The 17918-nt window shown below is 63.7% G+C and carries 15 protein-coding genes; 14 read left to right on the forward strand and 1 reads right to left on the reverse strand.

From position 1 onward, the window contains the following. Positions 1-34 precede the first annotated feature (34 nt). From ACP15W_RS05430 to ACP15W_RS05475, 10 genes are all read left to right on the forward strand, one after another. Positions 35-1507, forward strand: coding sequence for a sodium:solute symporter family protein (locus ACP15W_RS05430; protein WP_424931838.1), 1473 nt, complete (start codon positions 35-37; stop codon positions 1505-1507). A gap of 17 nt (positions 1508-1524) precedes the next feature. After that, positions 1525-1656, forward strand: coding sequence for a hypothetical protein (locus ACP15W_RS05435; protein WP_424931839.1), 132 nt, complete (start codon positions 1525-1527; stop codon positions 1654-1656). A 239-nt stretch (positions 1657-1895) separates the two neighbouring features. Next, positions 1896-2825 carry a 3-keto-5-aminohexanoate cleavage protein gene (locus tag ACP15W_RS05440; protein ID WP_424931840.1) on the forward strand — a complete coding sequence of 310 codons (930 nt, stop codon included), beginning with the start codon at positions 1896-1898 and terminating at the stop codon, positions 2823-2825. Positions 2826-3012: 187 nt separating this feature from the next. After that, a complete protein-coding gene (locus ACP15W_RS05445; RefSeq protein ID WP_424931841.1) occupies positions 3013-4029 on the forward strand; it encodes a hypothetical protein in 1017 nt (338 codons plus the stop codon). A 20-nt stretch (positions 4030-4049) separates the two neighbouring features. After that, on the forward strand, positions 4050-4547 hold the full coding sequence (locus ACP15W_RS05450) for a TRAP transporter small permease (RefSeq protein WP_424931842.1): 498 nt from the start codon (positions 4050-4052) through the stop codon (positions 4545-4547). Next, a complete protein-coding gene (locus ACP15W_RS05455; RefSeq protein ID WP_424931843.1) occupies positions 4547-5842 on the forward strand; it encodes a TRAP transporter large permease in 1296 nt (431 codons plus the stop codon). The genes ACP15W_RS05450 and ACP15W_RS05455 overlap by 1 nt, the downstream gene beginning before the upstream one ends. A 5-nt stretch (positions 5843-5847) precedes the next feature. Continuing rightward, on the forward strand, positions 5848-7434 hold the full coding sequence (locus tag ACP15W_RS05460; RefSeq protein ID WP_424931844.1) for an alkaline phosphatase family protein: 1587 nt from the start codon (positions 5848-5850) through the stop codon (positions 7432-7434). Between the two features lie 27 nt (positions 7435-7461). Further along, positions 7462-9240: a SulP family inorganic anion transporter gene (locus ACP15W_RS05465; RefSeq protein ID WP_424931845.1), complete on the forward strand. Its 1779-nt coding sequence runs from the start codon at positions 7462-7464 to the stop codon at positions 9238-9240. Positions 9241-9365: 125 nt separating this feature from the next. Continuing rightward, positions 9366-11294 (forward strand): acyl CoA:acetate/3-ketoacid CoA transferase, encoded by a 1929-nt coding sequence (locus ACP15W_RS05470; RefSeq protein ID WP_424931846.1) that lies wholly within the window; start codon positions 9366-9368, stop codon positions 11292-11294. Between the two features lie 313 nt (positions 11295-11607). Beyond that, positions 11608-12585, forward strand: coding sequence for a D-2-hydroxyacid dehydrogenase family protein (locus tag ACP15W_RS05475; RefSeq protein WP_424931847.1), 978 nt, complete (start codon positions 11608-11610; stop codon positions 12583-12585). Here ACP15W_RS05475 and ACP15W_RS05480 read toward each other — a convergent pair. After that, the gene (locus ACP15W_RS05480) at positions 12557-13609 is read right to left on the reverse strand and encodes an AbrB family transcriptional regulator (RefSeq protein ID WP_424932282.1); all 1053 of its coding nucleotides are present in this window, start codon (positions 13607-13609) and stop codon (positions 12557-12559) included. The genes ACP15W_RS05475 and ACP15W_RS05480 overlap by 29 nt on opposite strands. Positions 13610-13701: 92 nt before the next feature. Between ACP15W_RS05480 and ACP15W_RS05485 the strand changes: the two genes are divergently transcribed. The 4 genes from ACP15W_RS05485 to ACP15W_RS05500 all read left to right on the forward strand — a co-directional run bounded on the left by ACP15W_RS05485 (position 13702) and on the right by ACP15W_RS05500 (position 17888). Further along, complete coding sequence (locus ACP15W_RS05485; RefSeq protein ID WP_424931848.1) at positions 13702-14376, forward strand: GntR family transcriptional regulator; 675 nt, start codon at positions 13702-13704, stop codon at positions 14374-14376. A 391-nt stretch (positions 14377-14767) separates the two neighbouring features. Next, the gene (locus tag ACP15W_RS05490; RefSeq protein ID WP_424931849.1) at positions 14768-15748 is read left to right on the forward strand and encodes a tripartite tricarboxylate transporter substrate binding protein; all 981 of its coding nucleotides are present in this window, start codon (positions 14768-14770) and stop codon (positions 15746-15748) included. A 145-nt stretch (positions 15749-15893) separates the two neighbouring features. Continuing rightward, positions 15894-16367 (forward strand): tripartite tricarboxylate transporter TctB family protein, encoded by a 474-nt coding sequence (locus ACP15W_RS05495; protein WP_424931850.1) that lies wholly within the window; start codon positions 15894-15896, stop codon positions 16365-16367. 18 nt (positions 16368-16385) lie between these two features. Further along, positions 16386-17888: a tripartite tricarboxylate transporter permease gene (locus ACP15W_RS05500; RefSeq protein ID WP_424931851.1), complete on the forward strand. Its 1503-nt coding sequence runs from the start codon at positions 16386-16388 to the stop codon at positions 17886-17888. Positions 17889-17918: the final 30 nt, after the last annotated feature.

Below are 17918 nucleotides of genomic sequence, written 5' to 3' on the forward strand. Positions count from 1 at the left end.
GCCTGATCCAACGCAACATCGGGAGGAATGACCTGTGAACTGGGGAATACTCGTTGCCGTGCTGGCCTATGAGATCGTGCTGATCCTGGGCCTTGGCCTCTACTTCGCCCGCAAGGAGAAGTGCAATCAGGAAGAGGGCGGGTTCCTGCTCTCGAACCGCGACCTGCCGGTTGCCGTGGTTGCCGTCACGCTGGCGCTGACCGTTCTCGGAACGCCGCATATCTTCGGCATCTTCGAGATGACATGGTTCATTGGAGCCAACGCCATCTGGTTCGGCATCGCCCATGCCGTGCTTCTGGTCGTCACCATCACCACCACCGCGATCTGGGCGCGCCGGGCACAGGTGACGTCCATGCCCGAGTTCATCTCGCTGATCTTCGGCGAGGTGCCGCGGCTCATGGTCGGCTGTGTGATGGCCGGGCTGATCTGGGGCATCCTGACGCTGGAAAGCCAGGGGATCGGGATCGTCTTCGCGACCGTGACCGGCCTCTCGATCCAGCAGGGCGCGATCATCGGAGGGGTTCTCGGCATCCTCTACGTGATCCTCGCGGGGATGAAGGAGATCGGCTGGGTCAATCTCGTCAATTGCGCCATCATGTATGTGGGTCTGATCCTGACCATGGTCTACATCACCGGCGCGCTGCCGGACGGCGGCTGGGAGCGGGTCTCCAACTTCTATATCGACCAGGAGCAGGCGGAGATGCTGTCGCTCTTCGGCACGCCGGAGATGCTCTTCACCTTCGCGCTCGGCATCGTGCTCTCGACGACCTTCTGCCAGTCGATCAGCCAGCAGCTGTTGCAACCGGCGCTCGCGGCGAAGAGCGAGAACACGATCCGCAAGACGCTTTGGATCGCCGTGCCGCTCAACGGGCTCTTCGCGGTTTTCGTCTGCGCCATCGGCCTTGCGGCGAAGGCGGACCCGGCGTTCAACGAACTCGGTCCGAAACTCGCGGCCCCGACCATGCTGCTCAACAGTCTGCCGGGGTGGCTCGTGGCCTGGCTCATGGCGTCGCTGCTGGCGGCCGTGCTCTCGAGCTTCGCCATGGCCGTGATGGCGCCCGCGACCATCTTCACGATCGACATCTACAAGAACTTCTTCAATCCGAACGCGGGCGAGGTGGAAGAGCGGTTCGTGACGCGGATCATGATCGTGATCCTCGGGGTCGGCGCCTTTCTGGTGGCCTCCTACCTGCCGCCGATCGTCTCGGCCATCAACTGGCTGTTTGCCTGGATGACGCCGGTCTTCTGGCTGATCATCTTCGGTCTGTTCTGGAAGCGCTCCTCCTCGGCGGCGGTCATCACAATGGCCGTGACCTGGGCCGTGAACTCCGCTTGGAGCTTCACCACGCTGCCCGCATCGCTTGGCTTCGAGGGATTGCCGAATGTCTATCCCTGCCTCGCTGTCGCACTCGCGCTCGGTTCGGTGCTGACCGCAATTCTGCCGGGAAAGCCGGGCCTCTTTCGCAAGCCCGCCGCACCTGTCGCGGCCTATGCCGCAACCGTCTGATCGAAAGGACGAAACCCATGCTTTTCTGGACCCTTTTCATCCAGACCGCCCTCATCGTCTACCTGGTGATGATCATCGGCGCGGTTCTGTCCTGGCGGGCCCGTCGTGGTGAGCCAACCGCAGTCGAAGGAGGCACCAATGGGGCTTGAGGCAAGCTGGATGTACATGGTGATGGGCGTGATGTGTGCCTATGCCGTGGTCACGCTGATCGGGGTTACAGTGCGTCACCGGCGCAGGCGGGACGACTGAACCCGGCCGCAAGCTTCTCCTCCCCCACGCCTCTCAGGGGAGGAGGCCCCAGGCCGCAAGGGGCGGCCATCCAACGAGATTTCACTTGCCGCCGCCCGATCAGGCGATCCGCCGGGGCGTGCTTGAAGGGAGCCATACCATGGCACGTCAGAAAACCGTCATCACCTGTGCGATCACGGGAGCCATTCATACGCCGACCATGTCCGATGCGTTGCCCTATACGGCCGACGACATCGCTGCCCAGGCCGTCGCGGCGGCGGAGGCGGGCGCGTCGGTCCTGCATCTGCACGCACGCAACCCGGAGAACGGCGCGGTCTCCATCGATCCCGAGAAGTTCGCGGCCTTCCTGCCCCGGATCAAGCAGTCCACGGATGCGGTGATCAACATCTCGACCGGCGGGAGCCTGAAGAACACCATCGATGAGCGGATTGCGCCCGCGCTGCGGTTCTCGCCCGAGATGTGCTCCATGAACATGGGGTCGATGAATTTCTCCTTCCATCCGCTGGCCAAGCGCTATGGTGAGTTCAAGTTCGATTGGGAGAAGGACTATATCGAGAATTCCGATACCTATATCTTCCGCAACACCTTCGCCGATATCGAGAACGCGGCCAACCAACTCGCGCCCCACGACATCAAGTTCGAGCACGAGTGCTACGATGTTGGGCACCTCTACAACCTGAAGTTCTGTATGGATATCGGGCTCTTCAAGGCGCCGATCTTCATCCAGTTCATCTTTGGCATTCTGGGCGGAATCGGGCCGGAGATCGACAACCTGATCTTCATGAAGCGCACGGCGGACCGTCTGTTCGGCAAGGACTATCACTGGTCGGTGCTGGGGGCGGGCGGCTCCCAGATGACACTTGCGACCACGGCGAGCCAGATGGGCGGCAACGTGCGCGTGGGGCTCGAGGACAGCCTCTTCATCAGCCGGGGCAAGCTGGCGGAGAGCAACGCCCAGCAGGTCGCCAAGATCCGCCGCATCGTCGAGGATCTCGGCTGTGAGGTGGCGACCCCCGACGAGGCGCGGGAGATGCTTGCGCTCAAGGGCGGCGACCGCGTCGGGTTCTGAAGGTTCGGGGCGGGACAGGGCGAGGAGGCATCGAAATAGCTGCTACGTTTCTCGCCGGGACCGTGCAAGAGGAGGCTGGCAGAGGGAGATCTGTGCGCCTGACGAATGGACCGGGCGCGGAGCCGCGCCTGGACACAAGAAAACAAGGGTCGCCATAAAAATCGGCCGTTCAGTGGAGGAAAAGATCATGACGAAACGAATGGTGCTTGCATCGCTTGCCTTCGCGGTATCCGCGACGGGGGCCCAGGCCAAGACCCGGCTTCTGGTCAACTGCTTCTGGCCGTCGAGCCATTTCGCCTGCGCGGAAGTGCTGCCCAACTGGATCGAGGAGATCGAACGGGTGACCGAAGGCCGTGTCACCGGGATCATCCCGCCGAAATCCGTCTCCCCGCCGCCGGAACAGCTTGCCGCGATCGAGCGCGGGATTGCGGATGTGGCCGTGATGTTCAACGGACTCTTCGGCGATGCGGTCGTGGGACCGCATGTAGCCATGCTGCCCTTCGTGGGCAATCACGATGCCGAGGCGATGTCGAAGGCGCTCTGGGCCACGAACCGGGAGTATTTCGCCGAGGAGTTCGACACGGTTCAGCTGCTTTCGCAATTCGTCATCTCGCCGGGTGAACTCTACAGCCAGACCGACGAGCCGATCAATTCCATGGACGAGCTTTCCGGGCGCAAGATGTGGGTGCTGCCCGGACCGCTTGCCGAGATCGCGAAGACGCTGGGGTCGGGCGTTGTCTCGGGGCCGGCGGTGCAGGCCAACGAGATCATCTCCCGCGGGGTTGTCGACGGGCATCTGGGGCTCGATCCGCAGGCTGTCCAGAGCTTTCAGCTCATGCCCTATACCGACTCGACCACGCGGTTCAGCGGAGCGCTTTACGCCGCATCCTTTTCGGTCTTTGCCAACCGCGACAAGTGGGACGAGATCTCGCCAGAGGATCAGGAAGCGATCATGGGCGTTTCCGGGGACGTGCTCGGCGCGGCGTTCGGGGCAGCCTGGAACGCGGCTGCGGAGGCTGCCGAGGCGGCCTATGGCGATGCCGGTATCGAGGTGGTCGAAGCGGATCCGGCCTTCGAGGCCGCGCTGACAGAGGCGTCCGGTTTCGTGACCGAAGGCTGGCTCGAGCGGGCCGAAGCCGCAGGTATAGACGGAGCGGCTGCGCTGGACTTCTACAGGTCCCAGCTCGGCACCTCCGGCAACTGAGCCGAACAGGGGGACCCGACATGGCCCGCAGCATCCTCGATCGCATTATTCAGGTGCTTGAAATCCTCTCCGGTATCGTCCTCGCGGCGATGATGCTGCTGACATTCGTCGATGTGGTTGGCCGCTACATTCTGGGGGCACCCATCTTCGGGGCCTCCGAGATGATCAGCACAATGCTGGCCCTGGTGATCTTCATGGGACTGGGGATCGCCAATGCGCGTGACAAGCATATCGTTGTCGAGCTCTTCGACACGAGCGTGCGCGCACGGGCGCCGCGGCTCTACGATGCCCTGGTGCAGGGCTTCTCGATCCTTGCCATGTGCCTGATCGTCTACGTTCTTTTCGAACAATCGCTCGAGGCGGCCCATTCGGGGGCAAGGACCATCGTTCTGGAATGGCCCATGGCCTGGATCACCGGAACGGTTGCCGTGCTTGCCGCGCTCAGTGTCGTCAGCCAGGTGCTCGGGCTGGTGACGGGTGCAGGCCGGCCCGACGCGCATCATCTGGAGGACGTGTGATGTTTATCGCTCTCACCGGTTTCGCGGTGCTTCTGCTTCTCTGTTTCCTCGGGTTTCGCGTCGGGTTTGCCACTCTCATCGTCGGCTTCGTGGGCTTTGCCCTGCTGCGGGGTCTCGACGCGTCGCTGGCGATGGTCGGGCAGCAGGTCATGCACGACAGCATGAACTACAACCTCAGCGTCATCCCGCTCTTCATTCTCATGGGTGTCTTCATCGTACACGCCCGGATAAGCCAGGATCTCTACGATGCGGCCTATTCCGCGCTTGGCAAGATGCGGGGCGGCCTGGCGCTGGCGACGGTTCTGGCGGCCGGTGGCTTCTCCGCGGTCTGCGGCTCGACCCTGGCCACCGCCGCGACCATGGCGAAGGTCGCCATGCCCCCGATGCAGGACTACAAGTATTCTGACAGGCTCGCGTCCGGGACGATTGCGGCCGGGGGAACGCTCGGCATCATGATCCCGCCCTCTGTGCCGCTGGTGATCTACGGGCTCATTGCCGAACAGGATATCGGCCTGCTCTTCATCGCCGGCATCCTGCCCGGATTGCTGCTGGTCACGCTCTTCATGATCGCGGTCGGCATCACGGTCAGGCGCAATCCGCTGGCAGCACCTGAGGCCCCTCCGCTCGACCCTGCGCGGCGCAAGGAGGCAATCCGGGGCACCATGCCGGTCCTGATCCTGTTTCTCCTCGTGCTGGGCGGCATCTACACCGGTGCCTTCACCGCGACGGAAGCGGCGGGCATCGGCTCCTTCGGCGCAGCGGTGATCGCGGTTCTGCGAGGGCATCTGCGCACGTTTTCCGAATGGCGGGCGTGTCTCGTGGATGCGACCACCACAACCGCGACGATCTTCATTGTGCTGCTCGGTGCGATCGTGTTCTCGCAGTTCATCAACCTGTCGGGTCTGCCTTACGACCTATTGGATATGGTGGATTCCTGGGGGCTGTCGCCCTTTCAGCTTGTTCTGTTCGTCTGCGCCATCGCGATCCTGATGGGAATGGTCTTCGAGGCGATCGGCATTCTCGTGCTGCTGGTGCCCGTCTTTCTGCCCGCCCTCACGATAAACGGTGTCGACATGATCTGGTTCGGCATTCTCGTGGTGCTGGTTTCGGAAATCGGCCTGATCACCCCGCCCATCGGGATGAATGTCTTCGTGGTGAAATCCGTCCTGCCGAATGTGAAGCTCGGTGCGATCTTCCGCGGTGTGGTTCCCTATATCATTGCCCTTCTGACCGGGCTCATCCTCGTGCTGATCCTGCCGCAGATCGCGACCTTTCTCCCCGGCCTCATGAGGTAGACATCATGAAAAAGATCAAGAACATCCTCTTCATCATGGCCGATCAGCTGCGCTGGGACTACCTGAGCTGCTATGGGCATCCGCACCTGCACACCCCCAATATCGACAAGCTGGCAAAGCGGGGAGTGCGCTTCGACCGGGCCTATGTGCAGTCGCCCGTCTGCGGGCCCTCGCGAGCCTCGTGCTATACCGGCCGCACGGTCTTCAGCCACGGTGCCACCTGGAACCGGGTGCCGCTGCCGGTGGGCGAACTGACGCTGGGGGATTACCTGCGGCCCTTGGGGGTGCGCACGGCTGTCGTGGGCAAGACCCACATGATCCCGGATCGCGACGGCATGGCGCGTCTGGGCCTCAACCCCACGACCGAGCTTGGCATGATGATCAGCCAGCCCGGTTTCGACCCCTACGAGCGCGACGACGGGCTGCATCCGACGCCGCTCCTGCGCAACAAGGGCGGGATGCTGCGCTACAACGACTGGCTTCGGGAGAAGGGCTACGCGGGTGAAAACCCCTGGAACGACTACGCCAATGCGGCCGAGGGTCCGGACGGCGAGATCCTTTCGGGCTGGCACCTGAAGAATTCGAACCTGCCCGCGCGCGTCCGCGAGGAGCATTCCGAAACCGCCTACATGACCATGCGGGCGAAGGAATTCATCGCCGATAGCGGCGATACGCCCTGGCTCTGCCACCTGAGCTACATCAAGCCGCACTGGCCCTACATGGCGCCCGCGCCCTATCACGACATGTATGGTCCGGAGACATTCCTGCCGGTCGTGCGCAGCGAGGCCGAGCGGCGGGATCCGAACCCGGTCTTCGAGGCCTTCATGAAGATGGAGGTGAGCGAGGTCTTCTCGGCGCAGGGCACGCGCGAGACGGTGCTGCCCGCCTACATGGGGCTGATCAAGCAGATCGACGACCATCTCGGGCGGCTCTTCGACTGGCTTGCGGAAACCGGCAAGGACCGCGAAACGATGATCGTGCTGACCTCCGATCACGGCGACTATCTCGGGGATCACTGGCTGGGAGAGAAGGAGCTCTTTCACGAGCAATCGGTGCGCGTGCCGCTCATCATCTTCGATCCGCGTGCGGAAGCCGACGCGACCCGCGGGACGGTTTGCGATGCGCTGGTCGAGGCGATCGACCTGGTGCCGACCTTCCTCGAAGCCACGGGCGCGCCATCCGCCGAGCATCGGCTGGAGGGCCGCTCGCTGATGCCGCTTCTGCATGGCGAAATGCCTGGTGACTGGCGCGATGCGGTCTTTTCCGAGATCGACTATGCCTTTTATGCGGCCCGCGAGACCGTGGGTGTGGGCGAGTCCGAGGCGCGCGGCTACATGCTGCGCACGGAACGGTGGAAATACGTCCATTTCCGGCATTTCCCGCCGCAGCTTTTCGACCTGGAAAACGATCCCGACGAGTTCGAGGACCTGGGCCGTGCGCCGGGCTTCGAAGGGGTACGGCAGGAGATGCATGCCCGTCTCCTTGACCGGCTGACATCCCGCAAGAACCGGGTGACGATGACCGATGAAGGTGTGCGCGCACTCCGGCGCGACGAGGACACCTCAGGCATCATGATCGGGAAATGGGGGTGAGATGCCGGGATCTCAGGAACCAAGGAGATGAGCAGTCTTGCCGCCCTCACCAAGCCGGACTGGCTCGGCACGGCCACGCCGAATAGCATTCGATCGGATATTCTTGCCGGGCTGACAGGGGCGGCGATCGTGCTGCCGCAGGCCGTTGCCTTTGCCGCCATCGCCGGTCTGCCCCCGGAATACGGGATCTACACCGCCATGGTGCCGCCGGTTGTCGCGGCTCTCTTCGGCTCGTCGCTGGTCATGGTATCGGGGCCGACGACGGCGATTTCCGCCGTGGTGTTCAGCGCGCTCGCCGGTCAGATGGAGCCGGGCTCGCCGGAGTTCGTCCAGGGCGCGATCCTGCTGGCTTTCCTCGTGGGCGTCATCCAGCTTTTTTTCGCGCTGGCGCGCGCGGGGCGCCTTGCGGGGTTCGTGTCCCATTCCGTGATGATCGGTTTCACCGCCGCTGCCGCAATCCTTATCGGCGTAAGCCAGCTTGCCCCGGCGCTTGGCCTGCCGAAAGCCCATGCGCATGGCATTCTGGATCGACTGGCTGTCGTTCTTGGCGGATTGTCCGAGACGAGCGGTGCTGCGGTCACGGCCGCTGCCGTGACGCTGGTCACCGTGGTGCTGTTTCGCCGCTACCTGCCGCGCTGGCCGGGCTTTCTGATCGCCATTGCCGCGGGCACGTGTGTTGCGCAACTCATGGGCGATCGTGCCAGCGATCTGGCCTATGTCGGCTCGCTCCCCTCGGCCTATCCGACTTTCGCCTTCCCGTCCTTAGGACAGGGCGACTGGGCGGAAATGCTGGAAAGCGCCTTTGCCATCTCGCTCATCGGGCTTCTTGAAGCCATCGCGATCGGCCGTAGCATGGCCCACAAGACGCGCGAGGACTTTTCGGCCAACAAGGAAGTTGTGGGGCAGGGGCTGTCGAACCTCGTGGGCTCCATGTTTCAGTGCTATCCCGCCTCCGGCTCGTTCACACGCAGCGGGGTGAACCTCGAATCCGGTGCCACGACCCCGCTTGCGGCAATCTCGGCCGCCCTGTTCCTCGTGGCGCTGGTGGCCCTCTTTCGGCCCTTCGTGAGCCTCGTTCCCATCGCGGCGATTGCCGGGCTCATTCTATATGTTGCCTACAAGCTCATCGACATGGCGGAGATCCGGCATCTTCTCCGGACCAGCCGGACGGAGAGCGTGATTGCGGGGCTGACCTTTCTCGTCGGTCTTGTGGTCAACCTGGAGCTTGCAATCTATGTCGGGGTCATTGCGTCGCTCGCGGTCTTTCTCAACAAGAGCGCCAACCCGGTTCTGGCCGTGGGTGCGCCGGACATCTCTGGAAATCACCGCACGATCCGCAACGCAGAGATCTTCGGCCTACCGGAATGCCCGGCCACGCTGATCCTGCGGCTCGACGGGCCGCTCTTCTTCGGGTCCGTCGATACGGTCAATGCCCGGTTCCGGGCGCTGGCGCGGGACCGTGCCGATCAGGTCAATCTTGTCCTCATCCTGCACGGTGTCGGGGACGTGGACCTTTCGGGTGTCGAACTTCTGGAGATCGAGGCGAAGAGGCGGCGGGCTGCGGGAGGGGATCTCTTCGTCGTCTGCCACTACCCGCCCCTGGCCAAGCGTTTGCGGAAACTGGGTCTGGCGGCTTTCCTCGGTGAGGACCGGTTCTTCATGAACAAGGGATCGGCCATTTCCAGTGCCGTCGAGAGTATCGACCCCGATACATGTGCCTTCTGCGACAAACGCGTGTTCGCGGAATGCGCAAGCCGGCCGGACAGGCGAGGTTTGCCGGGAACCGGAGGCCGCGCTCGGCTGTAGGGGTATAACGGCCGCTGCTTGCCGCCCCGGCCGGCGTCTTTTCGCGCCAAGGGGCCAAGGGCATGATAGGCTGAACGGCATCGGCGGACGGAGAGCGGCCGGTGGTCTGAAGGAGGGAGGATTTGATGGGTAACAAGATCGTTTCTGCGGCGGATGCGGCGGCCCTGGTGAAGGATGGCGATACGATCACGACCTCGGGTTTTGTCGGCATCGGCGTGCCCGACGAGCTCTTGGCGGCCATCGAGGCACGCTTTCTCGAGATCGGACATCCCCGCGGCCTGTCGCTCGTCTTTGCCGCCGGGCAGGGCGATGGCAAGGAGCGGGGCCTGAACCGCCTGGGGCACGAGGGGCTGCTCAAGCGTGTGATCGGCGGGCACTGGGGGTTGATCCCGAAGGTGGCGGCCCTGGCCGTGGCGGGAAAGATCGAGGGCTGGAACCTGCCACAGGGCTGCATCAGCCAGCTTTACCGCGACATCGCGGCGGGCAAGCCGGGGATGCTTTCGAAGGTGGGCCTCGAGACCTTCGTCGATCCGCGCCTTGGTGGCGGGGCAATCAACGACATCTCGACCGAACCTCAGGTCGAAGTGATGACGATCGGCGGCGAGGAGGTTCTGTTCTATCCGGCCCGGCCGCTCAGTGTGGCATTGCTGCGGGGCACCACCGCCGACGAGGCGGGCAACATCACGATGGAACGCGAGGCGCTGACCATCGACAACCTCGCGCAGGCGATGGCGGTCAAGAACGCGGGCGGTGTCGTTCTGGTGCAGGTCGAGCGGATCGCCAAATCCCGCACGCTGCCGGCGCGCGACGTGCATATTCCGGCGGTTCTGGTGGATGCGGTGGTGGTGGCGAAGCCCGAGAACCATCTGCAGACCTATGGCACTGCATTCAGCCAGGGCTTCACCAACCGGATCCGCACGCCCTCGGGTGAGATCCCTCCGATGCCGCTTGATGCGCGCAAGGTGATCGCCCGGCGCTGCGCGTTCGAATTGCCGGTCAACGGCGTGGTCAATCTCGGGATCGGGATGCCGGAAGGCGTGGCCGCGGTGGCCGCGGAGGAGGGGTTGCTTGAGCATCTGACCCTGACCGCGGAGCCGGGCGTGATCGGTGGACAGCCGGCTTCGGGTCTCGATTTTGGAGCCGCGGTCAATACGGATGCGGTCATCCCGCAGAACAACCAGTTCGATTTCTACGATGGCGGCGGGCTAGACATGGCCTGCCTCGGGCTTGCTCAGGCCGATGGGGTCGGCAACGTGAATGTCTCGCGGTTCGGGCCGCGGCTCGCCGGTGCAGGGGGCTTCATCAACATTTCGCAGAACGCCCGCGCGCTTGTCTTCGCCGGGACGTTCACTGCGCGAGGGATCGAGGTGGCGGTTTCGAACGGTGCGGTCGAGATCCGGCGGGAGGGCCGCGCGCCAAAGTTTCTCGAGCAGGTCGAGCAGATCACCTTCTCCGGCGCTCGTGCTGCCCGGCTCGGACGGCCGGTGCTCTATGTCACGGAGCGATGCGTGTTCCAGTTGACCGAAAAGGGGCTGAAGCTGACCGAGATTGCGCCGGGGATCGATCTGGACCGCGATATTCTCTCATTGATGGCTGTGCGGCCGATCATCGACGAGGTGGTCACGATGGATGCCCGCATCTTCCGCGAAACGGAAATGGACCTGCGTACCGAGCTTCTGCATCTGGACCTGCCCGACCGGATCGCGCTTGACCGGGAAACCGGTCAGCTCTTCATCAATTTCGAGAAGATGCGGATACGTTCGCACGAGGATGTCCTGCGCGTGCAGGAGCTTGTCACCGAAATCTGCGCGCCGCTCGGCCGGCGGGTCGATGTGATTGTCAACTATGACGGCTTCAAGATCGACGAGACGCTCGAAGCGGATTGGGCTCGTATGGTCGAGGATCTGACCGGGCGCTACTACCGGATCGTTTCACGCTATTCCGGTTCGGCTTTCATGCGGATGAAGCTCGGCCGCGTCTTTCCCGACGCGCGCACGCACATCTTCGAGTCCGCGACCCAGGCCCGCAGTTTCCTCGAGGCAGAGTGCTCCTGAGCGGTCCGGCCGAACGGTGCAGCTGAGCCGGACCTGCCGGCCAATTGCGGGCGGGTCTGAGCGTGACGTGCGGATGCATCTCAAGCGACATAAGGTCGCGGCCGATCCCGCATCCCGGCCGGCTGGCAACCCGATCGCTGTGTCGCTGCTCGCCTGTTGCAAGGAGCAGGGCTCGTCGATGCCGCTTCGGGAAGCGGGCTTGTGCTCGGCGGATTTTTGTATTTCCTCGTGGGTTGGCAACTAGAAAAGTACCTGCCTTCTGGCTGCTTGAAGTTGGTCGTGCAGGCGAGAGAGGGCAGGGAGTGAGAGGTCGATGAAGGTTCATATCCTCGACGATTGGTTCGATACGTTGCGGGGGCTGCCCTGTTTCTCGCGGCTCGACGGTCATGATGTGACGGTCTGGACCGATCACGTCGAGGACGAGGCGGTTCTGTCCGAGCGGCTGTGGGAGGCCGAGGCGGTGGTGCTCTTCCGGGAGCGCACCCGGATCACGCGCGGGTTGCTCCAGCGGCTCCCGAACCTGCGTCTCATTTCGCAGCGTAGCGTTTATCCCCATGTGGACGTGGCCGCCTGCACCGATCATGGCGTGCTGCTGTGTTCCAACATGCATTCCGGCACGCCGTCCTTTGCGGCGGCGGAGCTGACCTTCGGGCTCATTCTCTCGGCGATGCGGCAGATCCCGCAGCAGATGGCCTCCACCAAGGCGGGTAATTGGCAGATGGGGGTCGGCAAGTCGCTGCGCGGACGCACGCTCGGACTCTACGGCTACGGTCGGATCGGGGGCGCGGTGGCGGATTATGCCCGCGCGTTCGGGATGAAGGTCGTCTGGTGGAGTTCGGAGACGGGGAGGGCCCGCGCAGAGGCCGATGGCCAGATCGTGGCATCGAGCCGGGAGGCGTTCTTTGCCGAAAGCGACGTGGTCTCGATCCATGTCCGGCTCAAGCCCGAGACGCGGGGGATCGTCACGGCTGAGGATTTTGCGGCGATGCAGCCGGGGGCGGTTTTCGTGAATACCTCCAGGGCCGGGCTGATTGCACCCGGTGCGCTACTGGCGGCGCTCGAAGCAGGACGGCCCGGAATGGCGGCCATCGACGTCTTCGACACCGAACCGATGACCGATCCGACCGATCCATTCCTGTCGCATCCGCGGCTCATCGCAACGCCGCATATCGGGTTCGTCACCGAGGACGAGTTCGATCTGCAGTTCAGCGACATCTTCGAGCAGGTTGCGGCCTATGCCGAAGGCGCGCCGCTCCACATGATCAACCCCGAAGTCTGGCGCGACGGATAGCTCCGGCCACAAGGGGCGCGCCGATGATCACCAGCACGATGCGGGTGAGGTGGTGGGTGATGACGTAGCCGAGATCCGCGCCCGTGACGATGGCGAGCACGGTCATCTCCGCCTGACCGCCCGGGGCGAAGGCGAGAAAGGCCCCGACCGGATTGCCGAGGTCGAGCCCGGTGACGAGCGCCGTAAAGCCCGCGGCGAGCGCCGCCAGCAGAATGACATAGGCGACGCCCGCGGCAACGATCCGGCGCAACTCGGCCCAGGTGACGCCAAGGAAGTTCACCCCGATCCCGCAGCCGAGGAAGAACTGTGCCGCAAGGATCGCTTCTGCAGGCGGGCGGCTGTGAACGAGACCAGAGAGCGAAAGCGCAGCCGTCACGATCATCGGTCCGAGTATGGAAGCGCCGAAGAGGCCGATCCGCTCGCCGCACTTCCAACCCACCAGAGCGGCGATGGCCATCAGCACAAGTTCGTGCATCGGGATCTCGGTGGCGGGGGCGCCGATCGGGTTGGTGAGTGCCGCACCATAGGCGTGGGTGAGGATGAGCGGGGCGAGCGTGACAATGATCAGCACTCGTGTCGCATGGATCAGTGACAGTGCGCGGGGGTTGCCGCCGGCCTCGGTGCCGAAGATCACCATGTCCTGCAGTCCGCCCGGCATGGCCGCGTAGTAGGAGGTGATCGGGTCGAACCCCCAGATGCGGCGGAAGAACGGGACGCCGACCAGTCCGATCAAAGCGATGAACAGCGGGATGAGCGCAACCGAGGCTGCCATGCGGGGCAGTTGGGCGAAGAGTTCGGGTGTGACCGTGGCGCCGACCGCGACGCCGAGAATCGTCCGAGCCCCCACCGAAACCGGTCCGAACCCGACGATGGGCGCCCGCGCAAGCGCCGCGAAGAGACAGAAGGCCATTGGCCCAAAGAGGAACGGCAGCGGAAGATTCAGGAGCCAGAACAGAAAGGTGCCGGCGGCCGCGAGAAGCAGAGTGAGTGCACGGCGCGCCGGGAGCGATAGGCGGCTGAAAATGGCGGACAAGTCGGGCTCCCAATCGGTATTGACCAGTATTGCGTGCACAAGTATCCATTTGGATGCAATATGCAAGGATTATGAGGGCGCGCATGGATGACGAGGGCCAGACGTCAGCAGCTCCGCAGGGGAATGTCGCCTACCAGCGCCTTCTGGAGGAGGTGCGCGCGGGTAGGCTCAACCCCGGCGACAGGTTGCGTGAAACGGAGCTTGCCGAACGTCTGGGCGTGAGCCGTACGCCGATCCGGGAGGCGATCCGCCAGCTTGAGGCTGACGGCATCGTCACCCATGTGCCGCGCCAGGGCGCGACGGTACGCAGCCTCGACTATGCCGAGGTGATGGAGCTCTATGAAATGCGGGCGGTGCTCGAGGGCACGGCGGCCCGGCTCGCGGCGCGCGCGGCCTCGGATATCGAGATCGAGGAACTTTTCGCAATGAACATCGAGCTCGAGCGGCGAGGCAACACGCCGGAAGCCTTCGTACTCAATCGCCAGTTCCACGGTGCGCTGCTCGATGCCGCGAAGAACCGGTTCCTCGCGCGCTCCATGGCCAGCTTGCACAAGGCGCTGATGATCCTCGGCCCGACGACGCTGACCGAAGCCGAGCGCGCCGAGAAGGCGGTGGAAGAGCATTACGGCGTTCTGGAGGCGATCCGGGCCCGAGACGGGGGATTGGCGGAAGCTGCCATGCGCGCGCATATCGAAATGGCCCAGCGGGTGCGGGTGCGGGCGTTGCGCGAACGAGATCGCACTCTGGACGAGATCTGAAAAGGGGAGAGCCAGCGAAGGGGGCGGCACGTCGCCGTGATCGGCGGCGGGAATGCCGCGCCTTGCGCTGCGATGAGGGTGGCGAGAGAGCGAGTGATCACTCTCCAAACCACCCCGAAGGCCCGTTGAATGCCGCGGTCAATATGAACTGGTAGAAGTCCGATGGACCGATCATCCAAGTCGTATGGTCGGAGGATTCCTCCGGGCCTAACTGCGGAAGGGCCAATCCTCACCGCGTATTCGCAGTGAGGACGTTGCTGCATGACGGCAGCAATCCATGTCGCGACTAGGACGAGCAAAATGCGCGGTATGGGGTGGCATGCAAACTTGGACAGTGGACAAGACCTGCGCCGATCGTCCATGTTGAAAACCAATCTGTGGGAGGACACTCATGTTTCGTAACATTCTTACTCTTGGCTTCGGGGCTGCCGCTTTTGCCGCCGGAACCGGACTGTTCGCCGATGCTGCCCGGGCAGAATACCCCGAGCGGCCGATCACCTGGATTGTGCCCTGGGGCGCGGGCGGCGGCACCGATGCCACCAGCCGCATGCTGGCTGGCTTGATGAAGCAGGAACTGGGTGTTCCGCTGAATGTGGTCAACCGCGACGGCGGGTCCGGCGTCGTCGGCCACTCGGCCATCGCCACGGCAAGTCCCGATGGATACACGATCGGCACCGTGACCGTCGAGATCGCCATGATGCATCACGCGGGCCTGACTGACCTGGACCATACGGCTTACACGCCGATCGGGCTCTTCAATGCCGACCCCGCGGCGTTCCACGTGAGTGCGGATTCCGAGTTCGATAGCATCTCGGGCTTTCTTGAGGCAGCCGAAGCCAATCCGGGCGAGATGACCTCCTCCGGTACAGGCCAGGGTGGAATCTGGCATCTCGCCATGGCCGGCCTGCTGGCAGAATCCGGTCTCGGTGCCGATGCCGTGCCGTGGGTTCCTTCGGATGGGTCAGCCGCCGGGCTGCAGGATTTGGTCTCGGGCGGGGTCGACATCGTGTCCTGTTCGTATCCCGAAGCGGCATCGCTGATTTCCGCCGGCAGAGTGAAGACCCTTGCCGTGATGAGCGAAGAGCCGTTGCCCGGCGCGCCGGAGGTGCCCACCGTGGCATCGGAGACCGACGTCGACCTGACGGTCTCGACTTGGCGTGGTGTGGCCGGACCGGCGGGTCTGCCCGATGACGTGGTCGCCAAGCTGTCGGCCGCCCTCGAGGCTGCCTACAACTCCGAAGAGTTCACGGCCTTCATGGAGGAGCGCGGCTTTACCAAGGTCTGGCTCGACGGACCGGCATATGGTGAATTCATGGCCGAGGCGGACGCTGCGAACGGTAGCGTGATGGAAGCCGCAGGCCTCACGAATTAAGCAGTGCGGCGCACCGGTCCCTGGTGACGGTGCGCCAAACAACGCGTCAGCCCGCAGACGACGGGGGTCGGAACGGTTCTGTCGGAGACCGCGTCTGTCCCCCGGTGGGTCGTCGACGCGCGCGAGAGTTTCCGCTGGAGGGATCATGAAGATCAGTGACCGCCTCATGGGCTGCTTCCTGTTGGTTTTCGCTACGGCCATCCTAATTCAGGCGAGCAGCTTTCCAACGATCCCCGGACAATCCATCGGCTCCGGCCTACTGCCGACGATCGTCGGCATTGGCCTCGCAGGCTGCGCGATCATCCTGATCGTGAAGGATCTCGTCGCGGCCCAGCGGTCCAAACTGGCCGAACCGGGCGAATGGATCACCGACCCGCGCCGGTTGATCCGGGTCGCTACCGTGCTGGTGGGAACGGCGATCTTCTTGCCGTTTCTTGACGTGGTCGGATTCCCGGTGCTCAGCATTGTGGTGCTGCTGGCATTCCTGCTGTCCTTGCGGGTGGATCTGCTCACCGCCGGTCTGGTGGCGGTGACGGCCTCGCTGGCGATCCACACGCTTTTCAGCAAGGTCTTTCTCGTGCCCCTTCCCTGGGGCGTCCTGCAACCCGTCGCCTGGTAGGCCCGCGAGGAGAGCGCATTGGAAAACCTCATCAACGCTGTACCAATGGTCCTTGACCCGTCGGTCTTTGGGGTCATCCTCGCCGCATCAGTCTTCGGCCTGTTTGTGGGCGCTATTCCGGGGCTTTCCGCCACCATGGCCACGGCCCTGCTCGTGCCTCTCACCTTCTTCATGGACCCGCTGCCGGCGATCGCTTCCATCGTCAGCGTTGTCACCATGGCGATCTTCGCCGGCGACATTCCCGGCGCGATGCTGCGCATCCCCGGAACGCCTGCCTCGGCTGCCTATGTGGACGACGCCTATCAGATGACCCTGCGCGGACAGGGTGAACGCGCGCTTGGCATCGGTCTTGTGAGCTCGGTATTCGGCGGGTTGGTGGGCGCGATCATCCTGACCACCGGCGCCCCGTTCCTGGCCGAGTTCGCATTCCAGTTCAGCACTGTCGAGTATTTCTGGCTGGCCTGCCTCGGGCTCAGTTGCGCCGTCGTCGTCTCACGCGGCTCGCCGGTCAAGGGGCTGATATCCCTGCTGATCGGCCTCTTCATTGCCACCATTGGCCTCGACGTGACCAGCGGCTACCCGCGCTTCACCTACGGATCGGTCGACCTGATGAGCGGGATCAGTTTCATCCCGGCGATGATAGGCATGTTTGCCATGACCGAGATCCTGCGCTTCGCCATGGCCAAGCAGGACGATACCAGGACCATCCCGAAATCCGAATCCTCGGTCTATGGCGGCCAGGGCAAGATGATGCTCGATAACAAGGGCAACCTGACGCGCGGAAGCCTGATAGGAACCGTCATCGGTATCCTGCCCGGCGCGGGCTCGGACATTGCTGCCTGGGTTTCCTATGCCATCGCCAAGAGCTTCTCGCGCACTCCCGAGAAGTTCGGCACGGGACATGACGAGGGTCTCGCCGCGGCGGGTGCGTCGAACAATGCCGCACTCGGCGGCACCTGGATTCCGGCTCTGGTGTTCGGAATTCCCGGAGATTCGGTGACGGCCATCGCCATCGGGGTGCTGTTCATGAAGGGGATCACCCCCGGACCGATGGTTTTCATCGAACAGGCCAACTTGACCTACGCCATTTTCCTGACCTTCTTCGTGGCCAACCTGCTGCTCTTGGTGCTCGGCTATCTCGCGATCCGTGGCGCCCGATACGTGGTGCTGACCCCGCCAAGTTTGCTCATGCCGGTAATCCTGCTGTTCTGCATAGTCGGCTCTTTCGCCATAACAAACAGCGTCTTCGGCATTGCCATCATGCTGGTGCTTGGGATCGTTGCGTTCTTGATGGAGGAAAATGGCGTGCCGATCGCTCCGGCGATTCTGGGCATCGTCATCGGACCGATGCTGGAGGACAATTTCATGGCGACGATGATCAAGTCTGGTGGAAGCGTCGTCGGATTTTTTGACCGTCCGGCCTCCGCGATGCTGGGCGGCCTCACGATCCTGGTCTGGACCGTGCCGCTGATTGCCATGATCCTGCGCCGGCTCTGGAAGCGCTCAGAAGCCCGGACTTAGCTCAGTCGACCGGCCAGGGGAGGGAAAGGA

This window comes from Amaricoccus macauensis, from assembly GCF_049800915.1.
GTDB lineage: Bacteria > Pseudomonadota > Alphaproteobacteria > Rhodobacterales > Rhodobacteraceae > Amaricoccus > Amaricoccus macauensis_A.

What these genes read in the sequence shown, in the direction of transcription:
- ACP15W_RS05485 (WP_424931848.1), top strand. Translation starts at nt 13,702, where the DNA reads ATGGATGACGAGGGCCAGACGTCAGCAGCTCCGCAGGGGAATGTCGCC.
- ACP15W_RS05495 (WP_424931850.1), top strand. Translation starts at nt 15,894, where the DNA reads ATGAAGATCAGTGACCGCCTCATGGGCTGCTTCCTGTTGGTTTTCGCT.
- ACP15W_RS05470 (WP_424931846.1), top strand. Translation starts at nt 9,366, where the DNA reads ATGGGTAACAAGATCGTTTCTGCGGCGGATGCGGCGGCCCTGGTGAAG.
- ACP15W_RS05450 (WP_424931842.1), top strand. Translation starts at nt 4,050, where the DNA reads ATGGCCCGCAGCATCCTCGATCGCATTATTCAGGTGCTTGAAATCCTC.
- ACP15W_RS05490 (WP_424931849.1), top strand. Translation starts at nt 14,768, where the DNA reads ATGTTTCGTAACATTCTTACTCTTGGCTTCGGGGCTGCCGCTTTTGCC.
- ACP15W_RS05445 (WP_424931841.1), top strand. Translation starts at nt 3,013, where the DNA reads ATGACGAAACGAATGGTGCTTGCATCGCTTGCCTTCGCGGTATCCGCG.
- ACP15W_RS05475 (WP_424931847.1), top strand. Translation starts at nt 11,608, where the DNA reads ATGAAGGTTCATATCCTCGACGATTGGTTCGATACGTTGCGGGGGCTG.
- ACP15W_RS05440 (WP_424931840.1), top strand. Translation starts at nt 1,896, where the DNA reads ATGGCACGTCAGAAAACCGTCATCACCTGTGCGATCACGGGAGCCATT.
- ACP15W_RS05465 (WP_424931845.1), top strand. Translation starts at nt 7,462, where the DNA reads ATGAGCAGTCTTGCCGCCCTCACCAAGCCGGACTGGCTCGGCACGGCC.
- ACP15W_RS05460 (WP_424931844.1), top strand. Translation starts at nt 5,848, where the DNA reads ATGAAAAAGATCAAGAACATCCTCTTCATCATGGCCGATCAGCTGCGC.
- ACP15W_RS05435 (WP_424931839.1), top strand. Translation starts at nt 1,525, where the DNA reads ATGCTTTTCTGGACCCTTTTCATCCAGACCGCCCTCATCGTCTACCTG.
- ACP15W_RS05455 (WP_424931843.1), top strand. Translation starts at nt 4,547, where the DNA reads ATGTTTATCGCTCTCACCGGTTTCGCGGTGCTTCTGCTTCTCTGTTTC.